This is a genomic window from Streptomyces sp. NBC_00209, assembly GCF_045206345.1.
GTDB lineage: Bacteria > Actinomycetota > Actinomycetes > Streptomycetales > Streptomycetaceae > Streptomyces.
Genome location: NZ_CP108121.1, coordinates 3,208,572 through 3,227,164, shown reverse-complemented (window position 1 = coordinate 3,227,164; position 18,593 = coordinate 3,208,572). Strand labels below are relative to the sequence as shown.

Here is an 18,593-nt window from a genome sequence, read left to right as displayed (position 1 = left end):
AGTGCGTTCACCAGCGGGGCGACACGGCCCGGTAGTCCGGGTCGATGCGCCGCATGTAGCCGGTGTCGTCCCGGTTGCGCAGACCGCACTGCAGGTACTGCTCGTGCAGCCGGGCGAGCGCGTCCGGGTCCAGTTCGACGCCCAGCCCCGGGCCCGTCGGCACCCGCACCGCCCCGTCGGAGAACGCGAGCGCCCCGTCCTGGACGACCTCCTCGGACTTCCAGGGCCAGTGCGTGTCGCAGGCGTACGTGAGGTTCGGGGTGGCGGCGGCCAGATGGGTCATCGCGGCGAGGCTGATGCCCAGGTGGGAGTTGGAGTGCATGGAAAGACCCATGCCGAAGGTGTCGCAGATGCCCGACAGCAGCTTCGAGCGGTGCAGCCCGCCCCAGTAGTGGTGGTCGGAGAGCACGACCTGGACCGAGTCCCGGGCGACCGAAGGGGCGAGTTCGTCGAAGGCGACGACGCACATGTTCGTCGCGAGGGGCATGCGCGCCTCGCGCGCGACGCGGGCCATCCCGTCGAGCCCGGGCGTGGGGTCCTCCAGATACTCCAGTACGCCGTCGAGCCGGCGCGCGACCTCGATCGAGGTGTCCACGGTCCACGCCGCGTTGGGGTCGAGCCGGAGCGGGGTGTCCGGGAACGCCTCGCGCAGGGCGAGGACCGACTCGACCTCCTGCCCAGGGGGCAGCACCCCGCCCTTGAGCTTGATGGCCGAGAAGCCGTACGCGCCGACCATGCGCTGCGCCTGGGCGACGATCCCGGAGCTGTCGAGGGCCTCGGGGTAGTCGTCGGGCGCCGCGCCCGGGTGCCCGTCCCACTTGTAGAACAGGTAGGCGCTGAACGGTACGGAGTCGCGCACCGCACCGCCGAGCAGGTCGGAGACCGGGCGCCCGGCGGCCTTGCCCTGGATGTCCAGGCAGGCGACCTCGAAGGGCGAGAACACCCGGTCCACCGTGGAGCTGGTGGTGATCATGCCGGTCAGCCCGTGGCCGTCGGTGCCGGTGTCGCCGCCGAGCACCCGGGTCACCTCGGCGTGCATCGCGTGGAGCGCGTACACGTCCATGCCGGTCACCGCCTGCCCGGCGGCGGCGAGGCGCCGCAGGTGCCCCTCGTCCGCGTAGGTCTCGCCGAGCCCGGAGATCCCCTGGTCGGTGGCGATCTCGATGACGGCGCGCAGCGCGTACGGCTCGTGCACGCCCACGGCGTTGAGCAGCGCCTGGTCGCGGAAGGCGACCGGGGTCACGGTCACCGAGGTGATGAGGATGCGGTCGCTCATCGGGCGGCCACCTCCGCGCACAGCGCGAGCCCGGCCTCGGTGATGCGCCGCAGTTCCTCCAGGTGCTCGGGCGCCGGGTCGGTGAGCGGCGGCCTGACGCCGCCGACGTCGAGCCCGCGCTGTCGCACGGCCGCCTTGACGAGGGAGACAGCGTAGCCGGGGACCTGGTCGCGCAGCGCGATCAGCGGGTGGAAGAACACCGTCTGGAACCGCTCCACCAGCGCGTCGTCCCCCTTGGACACGGCCCGGTAGTAGGCGAGGGAGATCTCCGGTGCGAAGCAGAACACCGCGGAGGAGTACAACTCGACGCCGATGCCCCGGTACACGGGCACGGTGGCCTCGGCGGTCGGCATGCCGTTGAAGAACTGGAAGGGCTTGGTTCCGCCCTCGTCCCGGAGGGCCGAGCGGACCGCGACGACGCTGCGGGCGAGCTGCTCCAGATCGCCGTGGCCGTCCTTGAAGCCCACCACCTGGGGCAGCAGTGCCACTTCCACGGCCGACGCGGTGTCGAAGCGGGCGGTTCCACGGTTGTAGACGATCAGCGGAAGGTCCGTCTCCTCCGCGACCGCCCTGGTGTACGCGACGAGCCCGGCGGGCGGCCCCTGGACCAGGTACGGCGGAAGCAGCAGCAGCCCGTCCGCCCCGGCCTCCTTCGCGGCCCGGGCGAACCGCCTGGCCAGCGGGAGGGCCCCGCCGGTGCCCGCGTAGACCGGCACCCGGCCGTCGACGGCCTCGACGGCGGTACGCACCACCCGCGCGTACTCCTCGGGTTCCAGGGCGTGGAACTCGCCGGTGCCGCACGCGACGAAGACGCCGCCCGGCCCCGCGTCGAGTCCGGTGCGGACGTGTTCCGCGAGCGCCTGCGGATCGACCTCGCCGGAAGAGGTGAACGGTGTCACCGGAAAGAACAGCACGCCGTCGAACGTCGACAACTCGGGGCTCCCCTCCATGGTCAATCTTCATATGTAGACGATGTATGCATCCGTGGATTGCATTCGGGACTGTAGGCGTGCGCCCAGGAGCGGTCAACCCTGTGCGCAGGGCTCGTACGAGAAGCGCGGCGGACAGCGAAAGGCGCCTGCCGGTTCGTGAGCGGTCACGAACCGGCAGGCGCCCGAGGGGATGCGCGTGGCTACTCCGGCGGCGGCTGCGGCGCCCCCGGGAGGCTGATCACCGCTTCGGTGCCGCCGCCCGGGGCCGGGGTGAGGGCGATGTCGCCGCCCGACTGCTGGACCGTACGGGCCACGATCGACAGGCCGAGGCCCGAGCCCGGGAGCTGGCGGGCGGACGGGGAGCGCCAGAAGCGTTCGAAGACGTGCGGGAGTTCGTCGGCGGGGATGCCGGGGCCGTGGTCGCGTACCGTGAGGCGGCCCCGGTGCAGCACCACGTCGATCGTGCCGTGCGACGGGCTGAACTTGACCGCGTTGTCCAGGACGTTGACGATCGCCCGCTCAAGGGCGGCCGGTTCGGCGCGTACGTACCAGGGGGCCAGGTCCTCCGTGATCGTCAGCTCCGGACCGCGCAGCCGGGCGCGGCGGAGGGCGGCGCGGGCGATGTCGTGCAGGGCCACCACCTGGAGCGGGCCCGGCTGGGCGGCGTCCGGGCGGGCCAGCTCCTGGAGGTCGCCGATGAGCGCGGCCAGCTCCGTCATCTGCGCCTTCACCGAGGACATCAGGGCCCTGCGGTCGTCCGGCGGGATCGCCCGGCCGGTCTCGTCGCTGCGGGCCAGCAGCTCGACGTTGGTTCGCAGCGAGGTGAGCGGGGTACGCAGCTCGTGGCCCGCGTCCGCGATGAGCTGGGCCTGCCGGTCGCGGGAGGTCGCCAGGGACGCGGTCATCGAGTTGAACGACCGGGACAGGCGCGCGATCTCGTCCTCGCCCTCGACGGGGATGCGGACGGTCAGGTCCTCGGTCCTGGCCACGTGCTCGACGGCCTCGGTGAGCTCGTCCACGGGACGGAGGCCGGACCGGGCGACCCAGAGCCCGGCGGCGCCCGCGCCGATGACGCCGATGCCGCCGACGAGGAGGAGGACCCAGGCGAGGGTGGACAGGGGGTCGTCGATCTCGCTGAGGGGACGGGCGACGGAGAGCCCGAGGGGGATGGGTGGCTCACCCGGAACACCCGTCGCCGTCACCGGGGAGGTGAGGACGCGCATCTTCGCCCCGTCGGAGTCGGTCTCCGTGTGCAGCTCGCCGGACGGCTCGCCACCGATCACCGCGAGGTCGTCCTGCGTCACCGGGAGCCGGGGCGAGCCGGGGGCCACGCACACGTTCCCCTGGCTGTCGATGAGCTGGACGGTGAGGCCGGTGTAGGGCGTGGGCGGCCGTTTGGCGGTGGTGCGCTTGCAGTACTGGTACAGGTCGCTCAGATAGTCCTTGTCGACCGTGGCACCGCGCAGCGCCTCGTCCTGCTGCTCCTCCAGCTGCTCCCGCGTCACGAACCAGCACGCCACCGCCACCGCCGCGACCGCCGCCGCGACCGCCGTCGCGACCAGCAGGGCCAGCCGGGAGCGGAGCGGCAGCGCGCGGACGCGTCGCAGCGGCCCCGTCATCCGTCGCCCCCGCCCGAGCGGAGCGCGTACCCGACACCGCGCACGGTATGCACGAGGCGCGGTTCGCCGCCGGCCTCCGTCTTGCGGCGCAGGTACATCACGTACACGTCCAGGGAGTTGGAGCTCGGCTCGAAGTCGAAGCCCCACACGGCCTTGAGGATCTGCTCGCGGGTCAGCACCTGGCGCGGGTGCGCGAGGAACATCTCCAGGAGCGTGAATTCGGTACGGGTCAGCTCCACGCGCCGGTTGCCGCGCATGACCTCGCGGGTGGACAGGTCCATGCGCAGGTCGGCGAAGGAGAGCACGTTGTCGTCGGGGACCGGACCGCCCGACGCCGTCGCGTACGAGCTGCGGCGCAGCAGCGCGCGGATGCGGGCGAACAGCTCGTCCAGTTCGAACGGCTTGACCAGGTAGTCGTCGGCGCCCGCGTCGAGTCCGGTGACGCGGTCGCCGACGGTGTCCCGGGCCGTGAGCATCAGGATGGGCGTGGTGGCGCCCGTGGAGCGGATGCGGCGCGCGGCGGTCAGTCCGTCCATGCGGGGCATCTGGATGTCCAGGACGATGAGGTCGGGGGCGTACGACTCCGCCTTGGTGAGGGCGTCGAGGCCGTCGACGGCGACCTCGGTGCCGTATCCCTCGAAGGCGAGGCTGCGCTGCAGGGCCTCGCGCACGGCGGGCTCGTCGTCGACGATCAGGATGCGCTGCGGATCGTCTTCGGCGGGGCTCATCGCTGTCTTGTCCTCTTCTCGGTCGTACGGGCCGCCAGTTTCTCAGCCCCGCACGGTCAGGAGCCGTTCCCGGCCCGCAGGGTGTCGAGGTCGGCCTTCAGGGTGTTCACCGGGATGGCGAAGCCGAGGCCCACGCTGCCCGCACTGGAGCTGCCCTGGCCGGCGGCGGAGCTCGCCGAGTACATCGCGGAGTTGATGCCGATGATCTCGCCGTTCATGTTGATCAGCGCACCGCCGGAGTTGCCCGGGTTGAGCGAGGCGTCGGTCTGGAGGGCCTTGTACGTGGTGGTGGACTCGCCGGTGTCGCCGTTGAACTGCTGTCCGCCGAACTCGAAGGGCCACTGGCGCCCGCCGCCCTGCTGCTCCTGGCCCTGACCCCGGCTCTGGCCGTTGTCGCCCTCCTTGGCGACGGTGACGTCGCGGTCGAGGGCGGAGACGATGCCGCTGGTGACGGTGCCGGTCAGGCCCTCGGGCGAGCCGATCGCGACGACCTCGTCGCCGACGGCGACCTGGGAGGAGTCGCCGAGCGTGGCCGTCTTCAGCCCGCTCGCGCCCTGGAGCTTGATCAGCGCGAGGTCCTTGTCGGCGTCGGTGCCGACGACGTCGGCGGTGTACGTCCTGCCGGTGCTGAGGGTGACCTTGATCTGGGAGGCGTCCGCGATGACGTGGTTGTTGGTGACGATCTCGCCGTCCGAGGTGATGACCACGCCCGAACCGGTGGACTGGCCGGCCGTCGAGGTCGCGCCGATCTCCACGATGGCCGGCGAGAGGGCCTTGGCCACACCGGCCACCGTGCCCTTGTCGCTCTGCGAGACGGTGGTGCCCGGCACGACCCCGCTGCCGGCGGCCGCGGTGGTGGCCGGGTCGTCGGTGAGCCTGCCGATCACCGTCGCCGTGCCGCCGCCGACGATCGCCGCCGCGATGGCCACCGCGGCGAGGAGCGCGACCGGCTTGCGGACCCGACGGTGGGGGGCGGGCGGCTCGGGGGCGGGACCGGGGCCCATCGGGTCCGGGAAGACCGGCTGAGCGGGCTGGTATGACGGCGGCGGCGGGTAGGCCGCTTCGCCGTTGCCGTACGAGGGGTACATCGGGTACTCGCCGCTCGGGCGCTGGCTCTCTGTCATGTCTATGAGCCTGTCCGGCCAAGATGAGAGGAGCGTGAGGGCGCCCTGAGAAGCCCGGCAGAACCTCGTATGCCCGATATAAAGCCCGGGGCTCAGGCGGAGGCCGGCGGCTCTCCGCAGCCGCACGAGCGGCGGACCACCAGCGCCGAGGGGAACTGCTTCAGCCGCTCCCGCCGCGACCCCGACACCCGCAGCGAGTCGTCGAGCACCAGGTCCACCGCCGCCCGCGCCATCGCCGGGCGGTCCGAGGAGACCGTGGTGAGCGGCGGATCGGTCAGCCCGGCTTCCTTGACGTCGTCGAACCCGGCGACGGCCAGTTCGCCCGGCACATCGATGCGCAGCTCGCGCGCGGCCCGCAGCACGCCGATCGCCTGGTCGTCCGTGGCGCAGAAGATGGCCGGCGGCCTGTCCGGCCCGGCGAGCAGCCCCAGGGCCACCTGATAGGCGTCGTAGCGGTTGTACGGGGCCTGGAAGAGCCGGCCCTCCGTCGAGCGGCCCGACTCGTGCATCGCGCGCCGCCACCCCTCGACGTGGTCGGCGACCGGGTCGCCGACCGCCGGGGTCTCCTCCGTACCGCCGAGGCAGGCCACGTACGCGTTGCCGTGTTCGAGGAGGTGGCGGGTGGCGAGCTGGGCGCCGCCGATGTCGTCCGTGACGACCGCGACGTCGTCGATGGCCTCGGGCCGCTCGTGCAGCAGCACGACCCGGGCGTCCCACGCCTCTATCTCCGCGGCGGCGCGCTCGCTGGGGCCCTGGCTGACCAGGATGAGTCCGGAGACCCGCATGCCGAGGAAGGCCCGCAGGTAGTGGACCTCGCGCTCGTCGCGGTAGTCGGAGTTGCCGACGAGGACCATTTTCCCGCGCTCGGCGGCGGCCTGTTCGACCGCGTGCGCCATCTCCGCGAAGAAGGGCTGCCGGGCGTCCGGGACGATCATCCCTATGAGATCGGTCCGCCGCGAGGCCATCGCCTGGGCGACCCGGTCGGGCCGGTAGCCCAGCTCCTTGATCGCGGCGAGCACCCGCTCGCGCGTGGCCGGGGCGACCGGCCGGGGTCCGTTGTTGATGACGTAACTGACCACCGCGGTCGACGTCCCCGCCAGTCTCGCCACATCGTCCCGCGTCACCTTGGCCACGCGCGGCAGTCTACGCGGATGGAACTACCTCTTGGCAGGCCGGACCGGGGCTTCTTCCGTGACCTCGGCAACGCGTGACTGCTCCGAACGGGTGACCTCCCGCTTGGCCGCCTTGGCCTCCTCCGCCGCCCGCTCGACCTTCTCGGGGGTGACGAAGCGGTAGCCCACGTTCCGTACGGTCCCGATCAGCGACTCGTGCTCCGGGCCGAGCTTGGCGCGCAGCCGCCGCACGTGCACGTCGACCGTGCGCGTACCGCCGAAGTAGTCGTAGCCCCAGACCTCCTGGAGCAGCTGGGCGCGGGTGAAGACCCGGCCCGGGTGCTGCGCCAGGTATTTCAGCAGTTCGAATTCCTTGAAGGTCAGGTCGAGGACCCGGCCCTTGAGTTTCGCGCTGTACGTCGCCTCGTCCACCGAGAGGTCGCCGTTGCGGATCTCCATCGGGGAGTCGTCGGCGGTGATCTGCTGCCGGCCGGTCGCCAGCCGCAGCCGGGCCTCGACCTCGGCGGGGCCCGCGGTGTCCAGCAGGACGTCGTCGATGCCCCAGTCGGCGGTGACGGCCGCGAGGCCGCCCTCCGTGACGACGAGGATCAGCGGACAGCCGGGCCCGGTGGACCGCAGCAGCTGGCAGAGGGAGCGGACCTGAGGGAGGTCGCGGCGCCCGTCCACGAGGATCACGTCGGCCCCCGGGGTGTCCACGAGCGCGGGGCCCTCGGCGGGGGCGACGCGCACGCTGTGGAGCAGGAGACCGAGGGCGGGAAGCACCTCCGTCGACGGCTGGAGGGCATTCGTGAGGAGCAGCAGAGAACTCATCGCCGTCCACCTGCCCGGTTCGTCGGTCGTTGATGGTGCACGGTCGGCTCGCCCATGACGTTCGGTCCTCCTCGTTCCCTGCGAGAGGGGCACTCCCGGGCGGGGCCCGGGGGAGTATGCGGCTCTGCTTCGTACGGTTCCGCTGAGCTTGTCGAAACGTCGCCGTAACAACGTCCGGAAAGCACAAAAGGATCCGGGGGCTGCTCTGCCCGGATCCTCTTCACAGGAGAATAACCCACATGAGTTCTGTGTCAGAGGGGAGAATTCCGGATTTCGCTGTTCGCTCGGTCACGCGGGTGCCCCTGAGGGCCGCGTTGCGGGCGGATGACGGGACCTGGATCGAGGCGGTGTACGACCCGTGCACGGGGGATGGCGGCGGGGAGACGGCGATCGTCGTCGCGCACGGATTCACCGGTTCGGTGGACCGCCCGGCGGTGCGGAGGGCGGTGCGTACGTTCTCCCGGCACGCGGCGGTGGTGACCTTCTCCTTCCGGGGTCACGGCAGGTCCGGCGGGTTCTCCACGGTCGGCGACCGCGAGGTGCTGGACCTGGCGGCGGCGGTCGCCTGGGCGCGCTCGCTGGGACACCGGCGCGTGGTGACCGTCGGCTTCTCGATGGGCGGCTCGGTGGTGCTGCGGCACGGGGCGCTGTACGCCTCCCCGGGGGCGGCCGGCGGGGACGTCGGCGCCGACCGGGACGTTGCGGAGCGCGGGGGGCGCGTGGGAGCGCGTACGGGGGCGCACGCGGATGCGGTGGTGTCCGTGAGCGCCCCCGCGCGCTGGTACTACCGGGGGACGGCTCCGATGCGCCGCCTGCACTGGATGGTGACCCGGCCCGCCGGAAGACTCGTCGGGCGCTACGGCTTCCGCACGCGCATCCACCGCGAGGCGTGGGACCAGGTCCCGCTCTCCCCGGTCGCGGCCGCCGCCCTGATCGCCCCGGCCCCGCTGCTGATCGTGCACGGCGACCGGGACCCGTACTTCCCGCTCGACCACCCCCGCATGCTCGCGGCGGCGGCGGGCGACGCGGCGGAGCTGTGGCTGGAGCGCGGCATGGGGCACGCGGAGAACGCGGCCGACGAGAGCTTGCTCACCCGCATCGCCGACTGGGTGGTGCGACGGTGAACCATGATGGGGGGCCGGTGTCCCCCGAACCGGCACCGGAGGAACGGAACGAAAGGAGCGCCGCCATGCCCGCGGGAACGATCCGTTACTGGGCAGCCGCCAAGGCCGCGGCCGGGACCGCGGAGGAGCCGTACGCCGCCGGGACCCTCAAGGAGGCGCTCGACGCGGTGCGCGAGCGGCACCCCGGCGAGCTGAGCAGCGTCCTGCGAAGGTGCTCGTTCCTCATCGACGGCGATCCCGTCGGTACCCGGAGCCATGAGACCGTACGCCTTGCCGAGGGCGGCACGGTCGAGGTGCTCCCGCCGTTCGCAGGAGGGTGAACCCCAGCACATGAGCAACGATCAGCAGTATCCGTACCACCCGGGCGGCCAGGGCCCGGAACAGCAGCCGCAGTACGGGTACGGACAGGACCCGCGGCAGTACGGCCAGCCGCAGCCGCAGGCGTACCCGGACCAGGCGTACCCGCAGCAGGCGTACGGCGAACCCGCGTACGGCGGTCAGGTGTATCCGGACCCCTCGGCCGGGCAGCCGGACCAGGGCGCCGCGCAGACCTGGCAGGGGCAGACCTGGGACACGCAGTACCAGCCGGCCACCGGCTCCTACCCGTTGCCGCCCGAGGCCCACGCGGAGCCCGTGCCGCCCGCGCCGCCCGCCCCCGCCGCTTCCGCCGCCGAGGGGTACAGCGCGCCCACCACCGTCGGCAACGCCCGGATCACCGACGCGCAGCGCGCCCGGGCCGAGGGGCGTTCCCCGGTCATCGCGCCGGGAATCCAGCCGGCCGCGATCACCGCGGTGCTCGGGCTGCTGCTGGCGCTCGGCGCCGCGATCGGTTCGTACGCGCTGGCCGTGCCGCTGGTGCTGCTCCAGGCGGTGACGGCGGCGGGCTGGTTCCGGCTGAACGGCATGTGGCCGGCCCGGCAGGGCATCGCGCTGGCGTTCGCCGGTGGCCTGGTCGCCGATGTGGCGCTCCTCGCGGCGGGCCGGGAGAACGGTCCGGCCGCGATCATCGGCACGCTGGGCGTCTGGGTGCTGCTCACCGTGGTCCTCCAGCTGCGCAGCCGGGCCGGCGCGGACGAGCGGATGCAGGGCCTCATGGCCACCGTCGCGTCGGCCGCTCTCGCGGTGCTGGCGGCCGGCCACCTCGCGGCCGTCCCGGACGCCGTGACGGTGGGCGCGGTCGCGGTGGCCGCCGCCGTGCTCGTACGGGCGCTGCCGCTGCCCGCGCCGGTGTCCGTCGTGGCCGCGCTGGCCGTCGCGGCGGGGGCGGGAGCGGTGGCGGGGGGCGTGACGGACCTGGGTGCGAGGGGGGCGTTGCTGGGCCTCGCCGCCGGGGTCTGCGCGCTGATCGGGCTGCGGGTCGCGAGCTATGACTACCCGTCACGCTTCGTGCACATGACGGCGGGTGTGGCCCTGCCGCTGACCGCGGCCGCGCCGGCCGTCTATGTGCTGGGCCGCGTGCTGACGTAGTCCCGTACCGCTCACATTCGTACCGCTCCATCCGCATGGCGAAGCCCTCCACGGGGAACCGTTGGGGGGCTTTCGCACGTCGATCACGCCGTACGGGCGGCAGGGTGGGGGAAGGACAGGCATGCGTGCACTGCGAATATGGGGCATCGCCCTGGTGATCCTGGCGGCGTTGTTCGTGGCCGTGGACCGGGTGGCGGTGAACATCGCCGAGTCGCAGGCCGAGGACCGGGTGAAGGTCCCGGGCGCGCAGATCGACTCCACCGACATCTCCGTCAAGGGCTTCCCGTTCCTCACCCAGCTCGCCGGCTCGGAGCTGGACGAGGTCGACGTGAAGATCACCGGCATCGAGACCCGCGCCGGGGGGCACACGCTGCGGATCTCCACCTTGGACGCCGAGCTGCACGACGTGCGGCTGACCGACGGCTTCTCGGGCGCCGTCGCCGACCGCGCCACCGGGACGGTCGTCATCTCGTACGAGGACCTGACCAAGGCCGCCAGCGACGGCGTCAAGGTCGAGTACGGCGGCAAGAACAAGGTGAAGGTGACCGGGACGGTCAACGTCCTGGGACGCCCGATCTCGCGCAGCGTCCTGTCCACCGTCACCCTGCTCGACGGCCACACCGTCCGCGTCCACGCGGACAAGGTGCCGGGTGAGGGCATTCCCGGCCTGGAGAAGCTGGTCCGCGAGAAGACCGACTTCGAGCGCGAGGTCGGCGGGCTGCCGAGCGGCCTGAAGCTGGAGAAGATCCAGCCGACCGAGGACGGTCTGGAGATATCGGGGACCGGCACCGACGTGCGCCTGGCGGGATGACCGGGCCCGCGCGGGGGTAGGGATGGGTGGCCCCGCCACATAGTGAGACGGACCGGTCCGGTCCGCAGATGGACGACCGCTCCGGCGCCTCGCGCGACGGCGCCCGGCCGGTGTCGTAGCGGCAGTCGTTCCGCATTGCGGACGATCCTGTCTCAACATACGACACGGCGGTGACATGTCCGCCCGTACGTCCCTACGATCGGTCCCATGCAGTGCTCTATGGGCGGCCTCTCTCAGGGTGGCCAGGCGGATCTCACGAAGCGGCGGGCAGTGGACCTGTGCCGCGTCGCCGCCATGCTCTGTCGCACTGTCTGAGCGGGACGCCCGGTTTCCCGCGTTCCCAGGCCCTTCGACCGCACGTCGGGGCCCTCGCGCATGCCGCCCGTGGATTCGGGCCCGGCCCGCGCCCCGCACATCCGCATCACGCACGACCCGTGCACCATCTCGCCGCAGACTGCCCCGGAGGAGAAACACAATGAGCCGCAGTGACGTCCTGGTAGACGCCGACTGGGTCGAGGCCCGCATCGACGACCCGCAGGTCGCCATCGTCGAGGTCGACGAGGACACCTCCGCGTACGAGAAGAACCACATCAAGAACGCGATCCGGATCGACTGGACCAAGGACCTCCAGGACCCGGTCCGCCGCGACTTCATCGACCAGGCCGGCTTTGAGGCGCTGCTGTCCGCGAAGGGCATCGGCAACGACACCACGGTCGTCCTCTACGGCGGCAACAACAACTGGTTCGCGTCCTACGCGTTCTGGTACTTCAAGCTCTACGGCCACCAGGACGTCCGCCTGCTCGACGGCGGCCGCAAGAAGTGGGAGCTCGACTCCCGCGACCTCGTGGACGGCGACCAGATCCCGTCCCGCCCGGCCACGCAGTACCAGGCCCAGCCGCAGGACGAGTCGATCCGCGCCTACCGCGACGACGTCGTGAAGGCCATCGGCACCCAGAACCTGGTCGACGTGCGGTCGCCCGACGAGTTCAGCGGCAAGCTGCTCGCCCCGGCGCACCTCCCGCAGGAGCAGTCGCAGCGCCCCGGCCACGTGCCGAGCGCCCGCAACATCCCGTGGTCGAAGAACGCCAACGACGACGGCACCTTCAAGTCGGACGACGAGCTGCGCGCCCTCTACGAGGCCGAGCAGGTCGACCTGGCGAAGGACACCATCGCGTACTGCCGCATCGGCGAGCGCTCCGCGCTCACCTGGTTCGTGCTGCACCAGCTGCTCGGCCAGGAGAACGTCAAGAACTACGACGGTTCGTGGACCGAGTACGGCTCCCTCGTCGGCGTGCCGATCGAGCTCGGCGCCAACAAGTAATCCGTACGACCCGGACCTGCACGACCCCCGACCAGAAGGACTGAACCATGTGTGGAGCAAAGGCCGGCGGCCCCGACGCTTCGACCATCAAGCCCGGTGAGACCACCATCCAGGGCAGCGTGACCCGCGACGGCGAGCCCGTCACCGGCTACGTCCGCCTGCTGGACTCGACCGGCGAGTTCACCGCCGAGGTCCCCACCTCGGCGACCGGCCAGTTCCGCTTCTACGCGGCCGAGGGCACCTGGACCGTTCGCGCCCTCGTCCCCGGCGGCACCGCGGACCGCACGGTCGTCGCGCAGACCGGTGGCCTGGCCGAGGTGGCCATCGCCGTCTAGCACGACCGTCGGCGTGGCCGATGACCGGCCGAAGGGCCGTACCCCAGGGGGTTTGGACGCTTGCCTGGCACGGGTACGGCCCTTCGTGCCGCCCGCGTGAAGTGCGGGTTCGCCCAGGACCGGCCGAGCAGGCCGATCGGGCCTACGCTGGACTCATGTACCGCCGACGCCGGCGCGCCTACTTCGTACTGATGGGCGTATGCCTCGTCCTCTTCGTCTCGGCCTGGGCCTTCGTGAGGCTCTGGTCGATGCCGGCCGCCATCGCGATGTGCGTGGTCGCGATGGTGATCCCGCCCGTCGCCGCGATGGTCGGCAACCGCAAAGGGCCCGAGGACCGCTGGTGGGACGAGCCCGGGGGGCAGGAGGAGCGGCAGCGGCCTCCGCCGCCCGGTGACGCCCGGCCGCGCAAGGACGGCGGCGCCACCGGCGATCCGGAGTCGGACGCGTGGTGGGACGAGCTGGACGGCCGGAAGCGGCGCGGCTGAGCGGGCCTCTCAGTAGACGAGCGCCTGCACCCCGTCGGCCATGATCTCGCTGACGAAGACCTGCGCCCCGGCGATCCGCACGCCCTCCAGGACGTCTGCCTCGGTGATGTCGCGGCGGGCCGCGCACTGCGTGCACAGCGTGATCCGGCCGGCCGCCTGGATGGACTCGATCAGGTCCGGCAGCGGTGCGGCGTGCGGCAGTTCGAACTCGGCGGCGCGGCCCGGCAGCGCGAACCACGCCGATTCCCCGGTCAGCCAGAGCGAAACCTCCACCCCGCTGGCGACGGCCACCGCCGCCACCGTGAACGCCTGCGAGCAGCGCTCGGCGGAGTCGGCACCTGCGGTCACCTTGATCACGAGCTTCTTCGGCATATACGGAACTGTAATCCTCGGCCGCACAACCCCACCCCGTAGCTGTGGGTCAGTTGTGTGCGCGGATAACGGAATCCGTGCTTCAAGGTCTCGTGGGGGGACCCATTTTGCACGCGAACGACAGCATTTCCGACGGGCAGCCAGAGCCGCCCGTCGACGCGGCCGAGGCGGCCGATGCGGGGGAGCACCCTGAGCCCGCCGTGGAGCCCGCCGTGGAGCCCGCCGTCCCCGTGAGGCGGCGCCCACGCGGGCGTACGACCCTGATCATCGCCGCCGCAGCGGCGCTCGGCATCGCCGGCGGCATCGCGACCGGTTACGGCGTCCAGGCCGGCCGCGCCCCGACGCCGCTCGCCGCGCTCTCGCAGCCGGGTCTGGCGTACCCGGGCAAGGCCCTGCCCGCCGGCAAGGCGCCCGATCCGCTGCCGGCCTCGCAGGACCGCCGGGTCCGCACCGACGGTGACCTGCGCAAGCTGATCGTGCCCCGGCCGAAGGGCTGGCAGGAGGACAAGAGCCTGACCGCCCTCACCCAGGACGGGTGGCTGGGGGTCGAGAACTACGCCCTGGACTTCGAGAGCGAGGACTACATGTTCAGCGACCTCCTCGACCAGGGCATCCGCCGGGTCGCGGGCGCCGCCTGGAAGAAGGGCGAGTACCGCACGGGAGCCGTCTCCCTGGTGCAGTTCCGCTCGGGCGCCGCAGCCGCCGCGCACGCCGAGGACCAGCGCTCGTACATGCCCGAGAAGAAGAGCGCCGGTAACGAGGGCACCGCCCTCAAGGGCAGCGCGGAAGGCCGCTACTACCTCTTCCCGGCCGAGCGCGAGGCCGGATACCTGCCCTTCTACCAGGCCAGGGCGATCTTCAGCCGGGGCGACGTGATGGTCGACATCCACATCTTCGACAGCGCTCCGATCAGCAAGAAGGACATCCGGACGCTGGCCGAGCGACAGCTGGAGCGCCTGTGAACGACGACCACACCCCCGAGCCCGTTCCGCCGGTGAACGACGGCAACCCCTTCGCGGCGCCCGCTCCCGTGAGCAGGGGCAGGGCGCGCCGGGTGGTCCTCGCGGTCCTCCCCGTCGTGCTGGTGCTCGCCGCGGTCGGTGGCGCCGCCGCGTACACGAAGGTCACCGTCGACGGCGCGGACCGCGCGGTCCCGACGCGGCTGTGGCAGAAGCCCGCCCACGAACCGGCCAAGGACCCCGCCGGGGACCTGGCGCGGGGCAGGGCCACCACCGAGCTGAGCAAGCTGCTGCTGCCCGTGCCGGCCGGCTACCGGCTCGGCCCGGACTCCGGCACGTACGGCAACGACGCCGAACTCAGCGGCGCCGCGGCCACCGCCGAGATGAAGGACGGCGGGCGCGGCCTGTCGGGCCGGCAGCGGCGCGAGTTCGAGAAGCGGATCGACAAGCTCCGCATCCAGGGCCTGGCGGTCCGCACCTACGCCTCGCACGACAACGACCTGGTCATCGACACCCAGCTGGTGCGGATGAAGGACAAGAAGGCCCTCCGGGACCTCTACACCTTCCGGCACGAACTCTTCGACAGCGTCGACGTCCTACGCGACGGCCCGAAGATCGCCGGCCACAAGAGGAACGCCTCCTGCTTCCTCGACCCGAAGGACGACGACCGGCGGATCGAGGGCATGTTCTGCATGGCGTACGAGGGCGAGGTGATGGTCACCTTCTCGGCGTCGGGCACCGATCCGTTCCGTAAGTCGGCCGTCGCCGAACTGGTCAAGGACCAGCTGAACCACATCACGTCCCCGGGGGAGTACGTATGACCGAGCAGACGGCCGCGCCCGCGACCGGTCCGGAGTCCGAGGCTCCGGCCTCCGCCCCCGTGCCCCCGCGGCTCCCGGACCTCCCTGAGCTCCCGCCCATGCCGCCGGCGCCGCCGGCCCCCGTGGCGCAGGGCCCCCGCCCCCCGCGCCGGGTGCTGCGGGCCGTGGCGCGGTGGACCGCCGCGGTGCTGGTGTTCGGCGCGGCCGGGGCGGGTACGGCGTACGGCATCACCTCGATGGAGCGCACCGACGTACCGGGTCTCGCCACCGAGGACGACGGGCGCTGGGACTACCCCCGGCTCACCCTGCCCGCGCTCCCGGCGGACACGCCGCGCCCCTACAACGACGGCAACCCGTCCGAGATCCACCACGCGGACCTGCGCGAGCTGCTGCTGCCCGCGCCGGCCGGGGCCACGGTGGACAAGAAGCTCAAGGGCGGCTGGGTCAGCAACGAGCGGTTCGCCTCCGAGTTCACCGAGGGCGGGCGCGCCGGCATCGGCGAGACCCTGCGCGAGGGCACCCTGCGGCACATCGCGGCACGCGGCTGGACCATGCCCGACGGCACGTCGAACCGGATCTACCTGCTCCAGTTCAGCTCGGCGGACGACGCCGACGCGTACCGCGACGACCGTTTCATCGGGGCGTCGGCCGGGGACGACATGCCCGGCGCGCACGAGATGGAGCTCGACGAGAGCTGGAAGGGCGGCGGGAAGGTGGAGGCCACGGCCTCGTACGTCTTCAGCGAGCCGAAGCCCTACGGCTCCGCGCAGGTACGGACGGGCTACGTCATCGCGGGGGACACCCTCGCCGTGGTCGTCCAGTCGCGCAAGGGCGGCGCCGGGACGCCGCGCGTGCCGTTCCACCAGACGCTGATCCTCCAGAACCAGCTGCTGGGCTGACCGGACCCGGAACGGCGGGACCGGGCCCCACCTATTAGGCTGGGGCCCGGTCCTGTACTGCCCTGTACTGCCGCCCAACCGCTCGTCCGAGGAGCCCCCGTGCTTGAGGCATTCTTCTCCGCCCTGCTGGTCCTGGTCTGCGTCGGCGTTCTCGCCTTCGCCGCCGTGACCGTGAAGAAGCTGTACCAGGGTCAGCGCTGACCCCCTCCTTGTTCCCGGCGTTCCCGCCTCCCGCCTCACAGATCGACTGAGCCGCTCATGATCGAGATCCCGTCCGACCTCCACCCGGACCTCGTCCCGCTGGCCTTCCTCCTGGGCAACTGGGCGGGCGCGGGAGTCTCCGACTTCCCGGGCGCCGAGAAGTGCAACTTCGGCCAGGAGGTCACGTTCAGCCAGGACGGCCGCGACTTCCTGGAGTACACCTCGCACTCCTGGGTCCTCGACTCCGAGGGCAACAAGGTGCGCCCGCTGGAGACCGAGACCGGCTACTGGCGCATCGACAAGGACCGCAAGGTCGAGGTCGTCATGGCCCGCGACCAGGGCGTCATCGAGATCTGGTACGGCGAGCTGGCCGACAAGAAGCCGCAGATCGACCTGGTCACCGACGCGGTGGCCCGTACCGCGGCCTCCGGCCCGTACAGCGGTGGCAAGCGGCTCTACGGCTATGTGAAAAGCGACCTGATGTGGGTCGGCGAGAAGGCGACGCCCGAGGTCGAGCTGCGGCCGTACATGTCGGCGCACCTGAAGAAGACCGTCACGCCCGAGGAGGTCGAGGCGATGGCCAAGAGCCTCGGTGACCTGCCGGACGACGGGATCGCCTTCTTCAAGTAGCCGCCGTTTCCGCCGAGCGGCCGTCCGCCCGGACCTACACTGGGTCTGTGGTGAGCACCGACTGGAAGACCGACCTCCGGAATCGCGGTTACCGGCTGACCCCGCAGCGCCAACTGGTCCTGGAGGCCGTCGACGCGCTCGAACACGCGACGCCCGACGCCATCCTCTCCGAGGTGCGCCGGACCGCGTCGGGCGTGAACATCTCGACGGTCTACCGGACGCTGGAGCTCCTGGAGGAGCTGGAGCTGGTCAGCCACGCCCATCTGGGGCACGGCGCTCCCACGTACCACCTGGCCGACCGCCACCACCACATCCACCTGGTGTGCCGGGACTGCACGGACGTGATCGAGGCCGATGTGAGCGTCGTCGCGGAGTTCACCGAGAAGCTGCGCGGCGCGTTCGGGTTCGAGACGGACATGAAGCACTTCGCGATCTTCGGCCGCTGCGCCGACTGCACGGCGAAGGCGGCGAAGGACGGCCCGGACGCCACCGGTCCGGCACCGGCGGCAGGGGCCTGAGGCACCGGGCGGCCGGGGCCCGAAAAGCAGTCGTACGCTGGTCGCATGAAGAGCCCCTTGCTGTCCCTGCCCGGCGCCGTCCCCGCCGAGGGCCGCGACGAAGGCGTCGCCGCGCACTACGGCGACCTGTTCCGCGAGCAGCGCGCCCTCGCCGACGGTTCGGGCCTGGTCGACCTCTCGCACCGCGGCGTCGTCGCCGTCACCGGCAGCGACCGGCTGGCCTGGCTGCACCTCCTGATCACGCAGCACGTCACCGAGCTCGGCCCGGGCCAGGCCACCGAAGCGCTCATCCTCAGCGCGAACGGCCACATCGAACACGCCCTGTATCTCGTGGACGACGGCGAGACGGTGTGGATGCACGTCGAACCGGGTACGCAGGGCGACCTCATCGCGTACCTGGAGTCGATGAAGTTCTTCTACCGGGTGGAGGTCGCCGACCGCACCGAGGACTTCGCGGTGGTGTACCTCCCGGCCGGCTCGATCGCCGAGGTCCCGGACGGGGCCGTCGTACGCGAGACACCGCACGGCCGCGACCTGTTCCTGCCGCGCGCCGGGCTGGAGGCGTACGCGGCGGAGCACGGCCCGGTCGCCGGGGTGCTGGCGTACGAGGCGCTGCGCGTGGAGGCGCACCGGCCGCGGCTCGGCTTCGAGACCGACCACCGCACCATCCCGCACGAGCTGGGCCTGATCGGCGTCGCCGTCCACCTGCAGAAGGGCTGCTACCGGGGTCAGGAGACCGTCGCCCGGGTGCACAACCTGGGCAAGCCGCCGCGCCGCCTGGTCTTCCTGCACCTGGACGGCAGCGAGGTCCACCTGCCGGGCCCCGGCACCCCGGTCCGGCTCGCGTCGGACGGGCCGGAGGGCCGCCAGTTGGGCTTCGTCACCACGTCCGCCCGCCACCACGAGCTGGGCCCGATCGCCCTCGCCCTGGTGAAGCGGAACGTGGCGGTCGACGCGCGGCTGCTGGCCGGGGACACGGCGGCGGCACAGGAGACGGTGGTCGAGCCGTAGGAACCTGGGGAGTGGGG

At 72.0% G+C, this 18,593-nt stretch carries 22 protein-coding genes; 14 read left to right on the top strand and 8 right to left on the bottom strand.

The genetic code is table 11. The features are described 5' to 3' along the window. Window positions 1-7 precede the first annotated feature (7 nt). The 7 genes from OG867_RS14555 to OG867_RS14525 all read right to left on the bottom strand — a co-directional run bounded on the left by OG867_RS14555 (window position 8) and on the right by OG867_RS14525 (window position 7,622). Window positions 8-1,276, bottom strand: a complete 1,269-nt coding sequence (locus OG867_RS14555) for a glucarate dehydratase family protein (protein ID WP_406285659.1) — start codon at window positions 1,274-1,276, stop codon at window positions 8-10. Beyond that, window positions 1,273-2,226, bottom strand: a complete 954-nt coding sequence (locus tag OG867_RS14550) for a 5-dehydro-4-deoxyglucarate dehydratase (protein ID WP_406285656.1) — start codon at window positions 2,224-2,226, stop codon at window positions 1,273-1,275. The genes OG867_RS14555 and OG867_RS14550 overlap by 4 nt, the downstream gene beginning before the upstream one ends. Window positions 2,227-2,408: 182 nt before the next feature. Then, on the bottom strand, window positions 2,409-3,827 hold the full coding sequence (locus OG867_RS14545) for a HAMP domain-containing sensor histidine kinase (protein ID WP_328901366.1): 1,419 nt from the start codon (window positions 3,825-3,827) through the stop codon (window positions 2,409-2,411). Beyond that, window positions 3,824-4,555, bottom strand: coding sequence for a response regulator transcription factor (locus OG867_RS14540; RefSeq protein ID WP_018101662.1), 732 nt, complete (start codon window positions 4,553-4,555; stop codon window positions 3,824-3,826). The genes OG867_RS14545 and OG867_RS14540 overlap by 4 nt, the downstream gene beginning before the upstream one ends. Before the next feature lie 56 nt (window positions 4,556-4,611). Then, window positions 4,612-5,679: a S1C family serine protease gene (locus OG867_RS14535; protein ID WP_406285652.1), complete on the bottom strand. Its 1,068-nt coding sequence runs from the start codon at window positions 5,677-5,679 to the stop codon at window positions 4,612-4,614. A 92-nt stretch (window positions 5,680-5,771) separates the two neighbouring features. Continuing rightward, window positions 5,772-6,812 (bottom strand): LacI family DNA-binding transcriptional regulator, encoded by a 1,041-nt coding sequence (locus OG867_RS14530; RefSeq protein WP_328901368.1) that lies wholly within the window; start codon window positions 6,810-6,812, stop codon window positions 5,772-5,774. 24 nt (window positions 6,813-6,836) lie between these two features. Next, the gene (locus OG867_RS14525) at window positions 6,837-7,622 is read right to left on the bottom strand and encodes a response regulator transcription factor (protein ID WP_328901369.1); all 786 of its coding nucleotides are present in this window, start codon (window positions 7,620-7,622) and stop codon (window positions 6,837-6,839) included. Between the two features lie 239 nt (window positions 7,623-7,861). On the opposite strand from OG867_RS14525, the gene OG867_RS14520 reads away from it, so the two are divergent. The 8 genes from OG867_RS14520 (at window position 7,862) to OG867_RS14485 (ending at window position 13,165) form a co-directional block, all read left to right on the top strand. Next, window positions 7,862-8,746, top strand: coding sequence for an alpha/beta hydrolase family protein (locus OG867_RS14520; protein ID WP_406285648.1), 885 nt, complete (start codon window positions 7,862-7,864; stop codon window positions 8,744-8,746). Window positions 8,747-8,811: 65 nt separating this feature from the next. After that, window positions 8,812-9,066, top strand: a complete 255-nt coding sequence (locus OG867_RS14515; protein WP_406285646.1) for a MoaD/ThiS family protein — start codon at window positions 8,812-8,814, stop codon at window positions 9,064-9,066. Between the two features lie 10 nt (window positions 9,067-9,076). Then, complete coding sequence (locus OG867_RS14510; protein ID WP_406285644.1) at window positions 9,077-10,213, top strand: hypothetical protein; 1,137 nt, start codon at window positions 9,077-9,079, stop codon at window positions 10,211-10,213. Between the two features lie 121 nt (window positions 10,214-10,334). Beyond that, window positions 10,335-11,024, top strand: coding sequence for a DUF2993 domain-containing protein (locus OG867_RS14505; protein WP_328901372.1), 690 nt, complete (start codon window positions 10,335-10,337; stop codon window positions 11,022-11,024). Between the two features lie 207 nt (window positions 11,025-11,231). Next, window positions 11,232-11,339, top strand: a complete 108-nt coding sequence (locus OG867_RS14500; protein ID WP_406285642.1) for a putative leader peptide — start codon at window positions 11,232-11,234, stop codon at window positions 11,337-11,339. A gap of 160 nt (window positions 11,340-11,499) precedes the next feature. Then, window positions 11,500-12,345 carry a sulfurtransferase gene (locus tag OG867_RS14495; protein WP_328901373.1) on the top strand — a complete coding sequence of 282 codons (846 nt, stop codon included), beginning with the start codon at window positions 11,500-11,502 and terminating at the stop codon, window positions 12,343-12,345. A 47-nt stretch (window positions 12,346-12,392) separates the two neighbouring features. Continuing rightward, window positions 12,393-12,680 carry a DUF1416 domain-containing protein gene (locus OG867_RS14490; RefSeq protein ID WP_018101653.1) on the top strand — a complete coding sequence of 96 codons (288 nt, stop codon included), beginning with the start codon at window positions 12,393-12,395 and terminating at the stop codon, window positions 12,678-12,680. 155 nt (window positions 12,681-12,835) lie between these two features. Beyond that, window positions 12,836-13,165: a DUF3099 domain-containing protein gene (locus OG867_RS14485; RefSeq protein WP_406285639.1), complete on the top strand. Its 330-nt coding sequence runs from the start codon at window positions 12,836-12,838 to the stop codon at window positions 13,163-13,165. A gap of 9 nt (window positions 13,166-13,174) precedes the next feature. Here OG867_RS14485 and OG867_RS14480 read toward each other — a convergent pair whose 3' ends face one another. Next, a complete protein-coding gene (locus tag OG867_RS14480) occupies window positions 13,175-13,537 on the bottom strand; it encodes a DsrE family protein (RefSeq protein WP_328901375.1) in 363 nt (120 codons plus the stop codon). A gap of 107 nt (window positions 13,538-13,644) precedes the next feature. Between OG867_RS14480 and OG867_RS14475 the strand changes: the two genes are divergently transcribed. The 6 genes from OG867_RS14475 (at window position 13,645) to OG867_RS14450 (ending at window position 18,576) form a co-directional block, all read left to right on the top strand. Beyond that, the gene (locus tag OG867_RS14475) at window positions 13,645-14,499 is read left to right on the top strand and encodes a hypothetical protein (protein WP_406285637.1); all 855 of its coding nucleotides are present in this window, start codon (window positions 13,645-13,647) and stop codon (window positions 14,497-14,499) included. Continuing rightward, a complete protein-coding gene (locus tag OG867_RS14470; RefSeq protein ID WP_406285635.1) occupies window positions 14,496-15,317 on the top strand; it encodes a hypothetical protein in 822 nt (273 codons plus the stop codon). The genes OG867_RS14475 and OG867_RS14470 overlap by 4 nt, the downstream gene beginning before the upstream one ends. Continuing rightward, a complete protein-coding gene (locus tag OG867_RS14465; protein WP_406285633.1) occupies window positions 15,314-16,216 on the top strand; it encodes a hypothetical protein in 903 nt (300 codons plus the stop codon). The genes OG867_RS14470 and OG867_RS14465 overlap by 4 nt, the downstream gene beginning before the upstream one ends. Window positions 16,217-16,474: 258 nt before the next feature. Beyond that, window positions 16,475-17,047: an FABP family protein gene (locus OG867_RS14460; protein ID WP_328901379.1), complete on the top strand. Its 573-nt coding sequence runs from the start codon at window positions 16,475-16,477 to the stop codon at window positions 17,045-17,047. Window positions 17,048-17,094: 47 nt separating this feature from the next. Next, on the top strand, window positions 17,095-17,565 hold the full coding sequence (locus OG867_RS14455; protein ID WP_406285631.1) for a Fur family transcriptional regulator: 471 nt from the start codon (window positions 17,095-17,097) through the stop codon (window positions 17,563-17,565). Between the two features lie 45 nt (window positions 17,566-17,610). After that, window positions 17,611-18,576 (top strand): YgfZ/GcvT domain-containing protein, encoded by a 966-nt coding sequence (locus OG867_RS14450; protein ID WP_406285629.1) that lies wholly within the window; start codon window positions 17,611-17,613, stop codon window positions 18,574-18,576. Window positions 18,577-18,593: the final 17 nt, after the last annotated feature.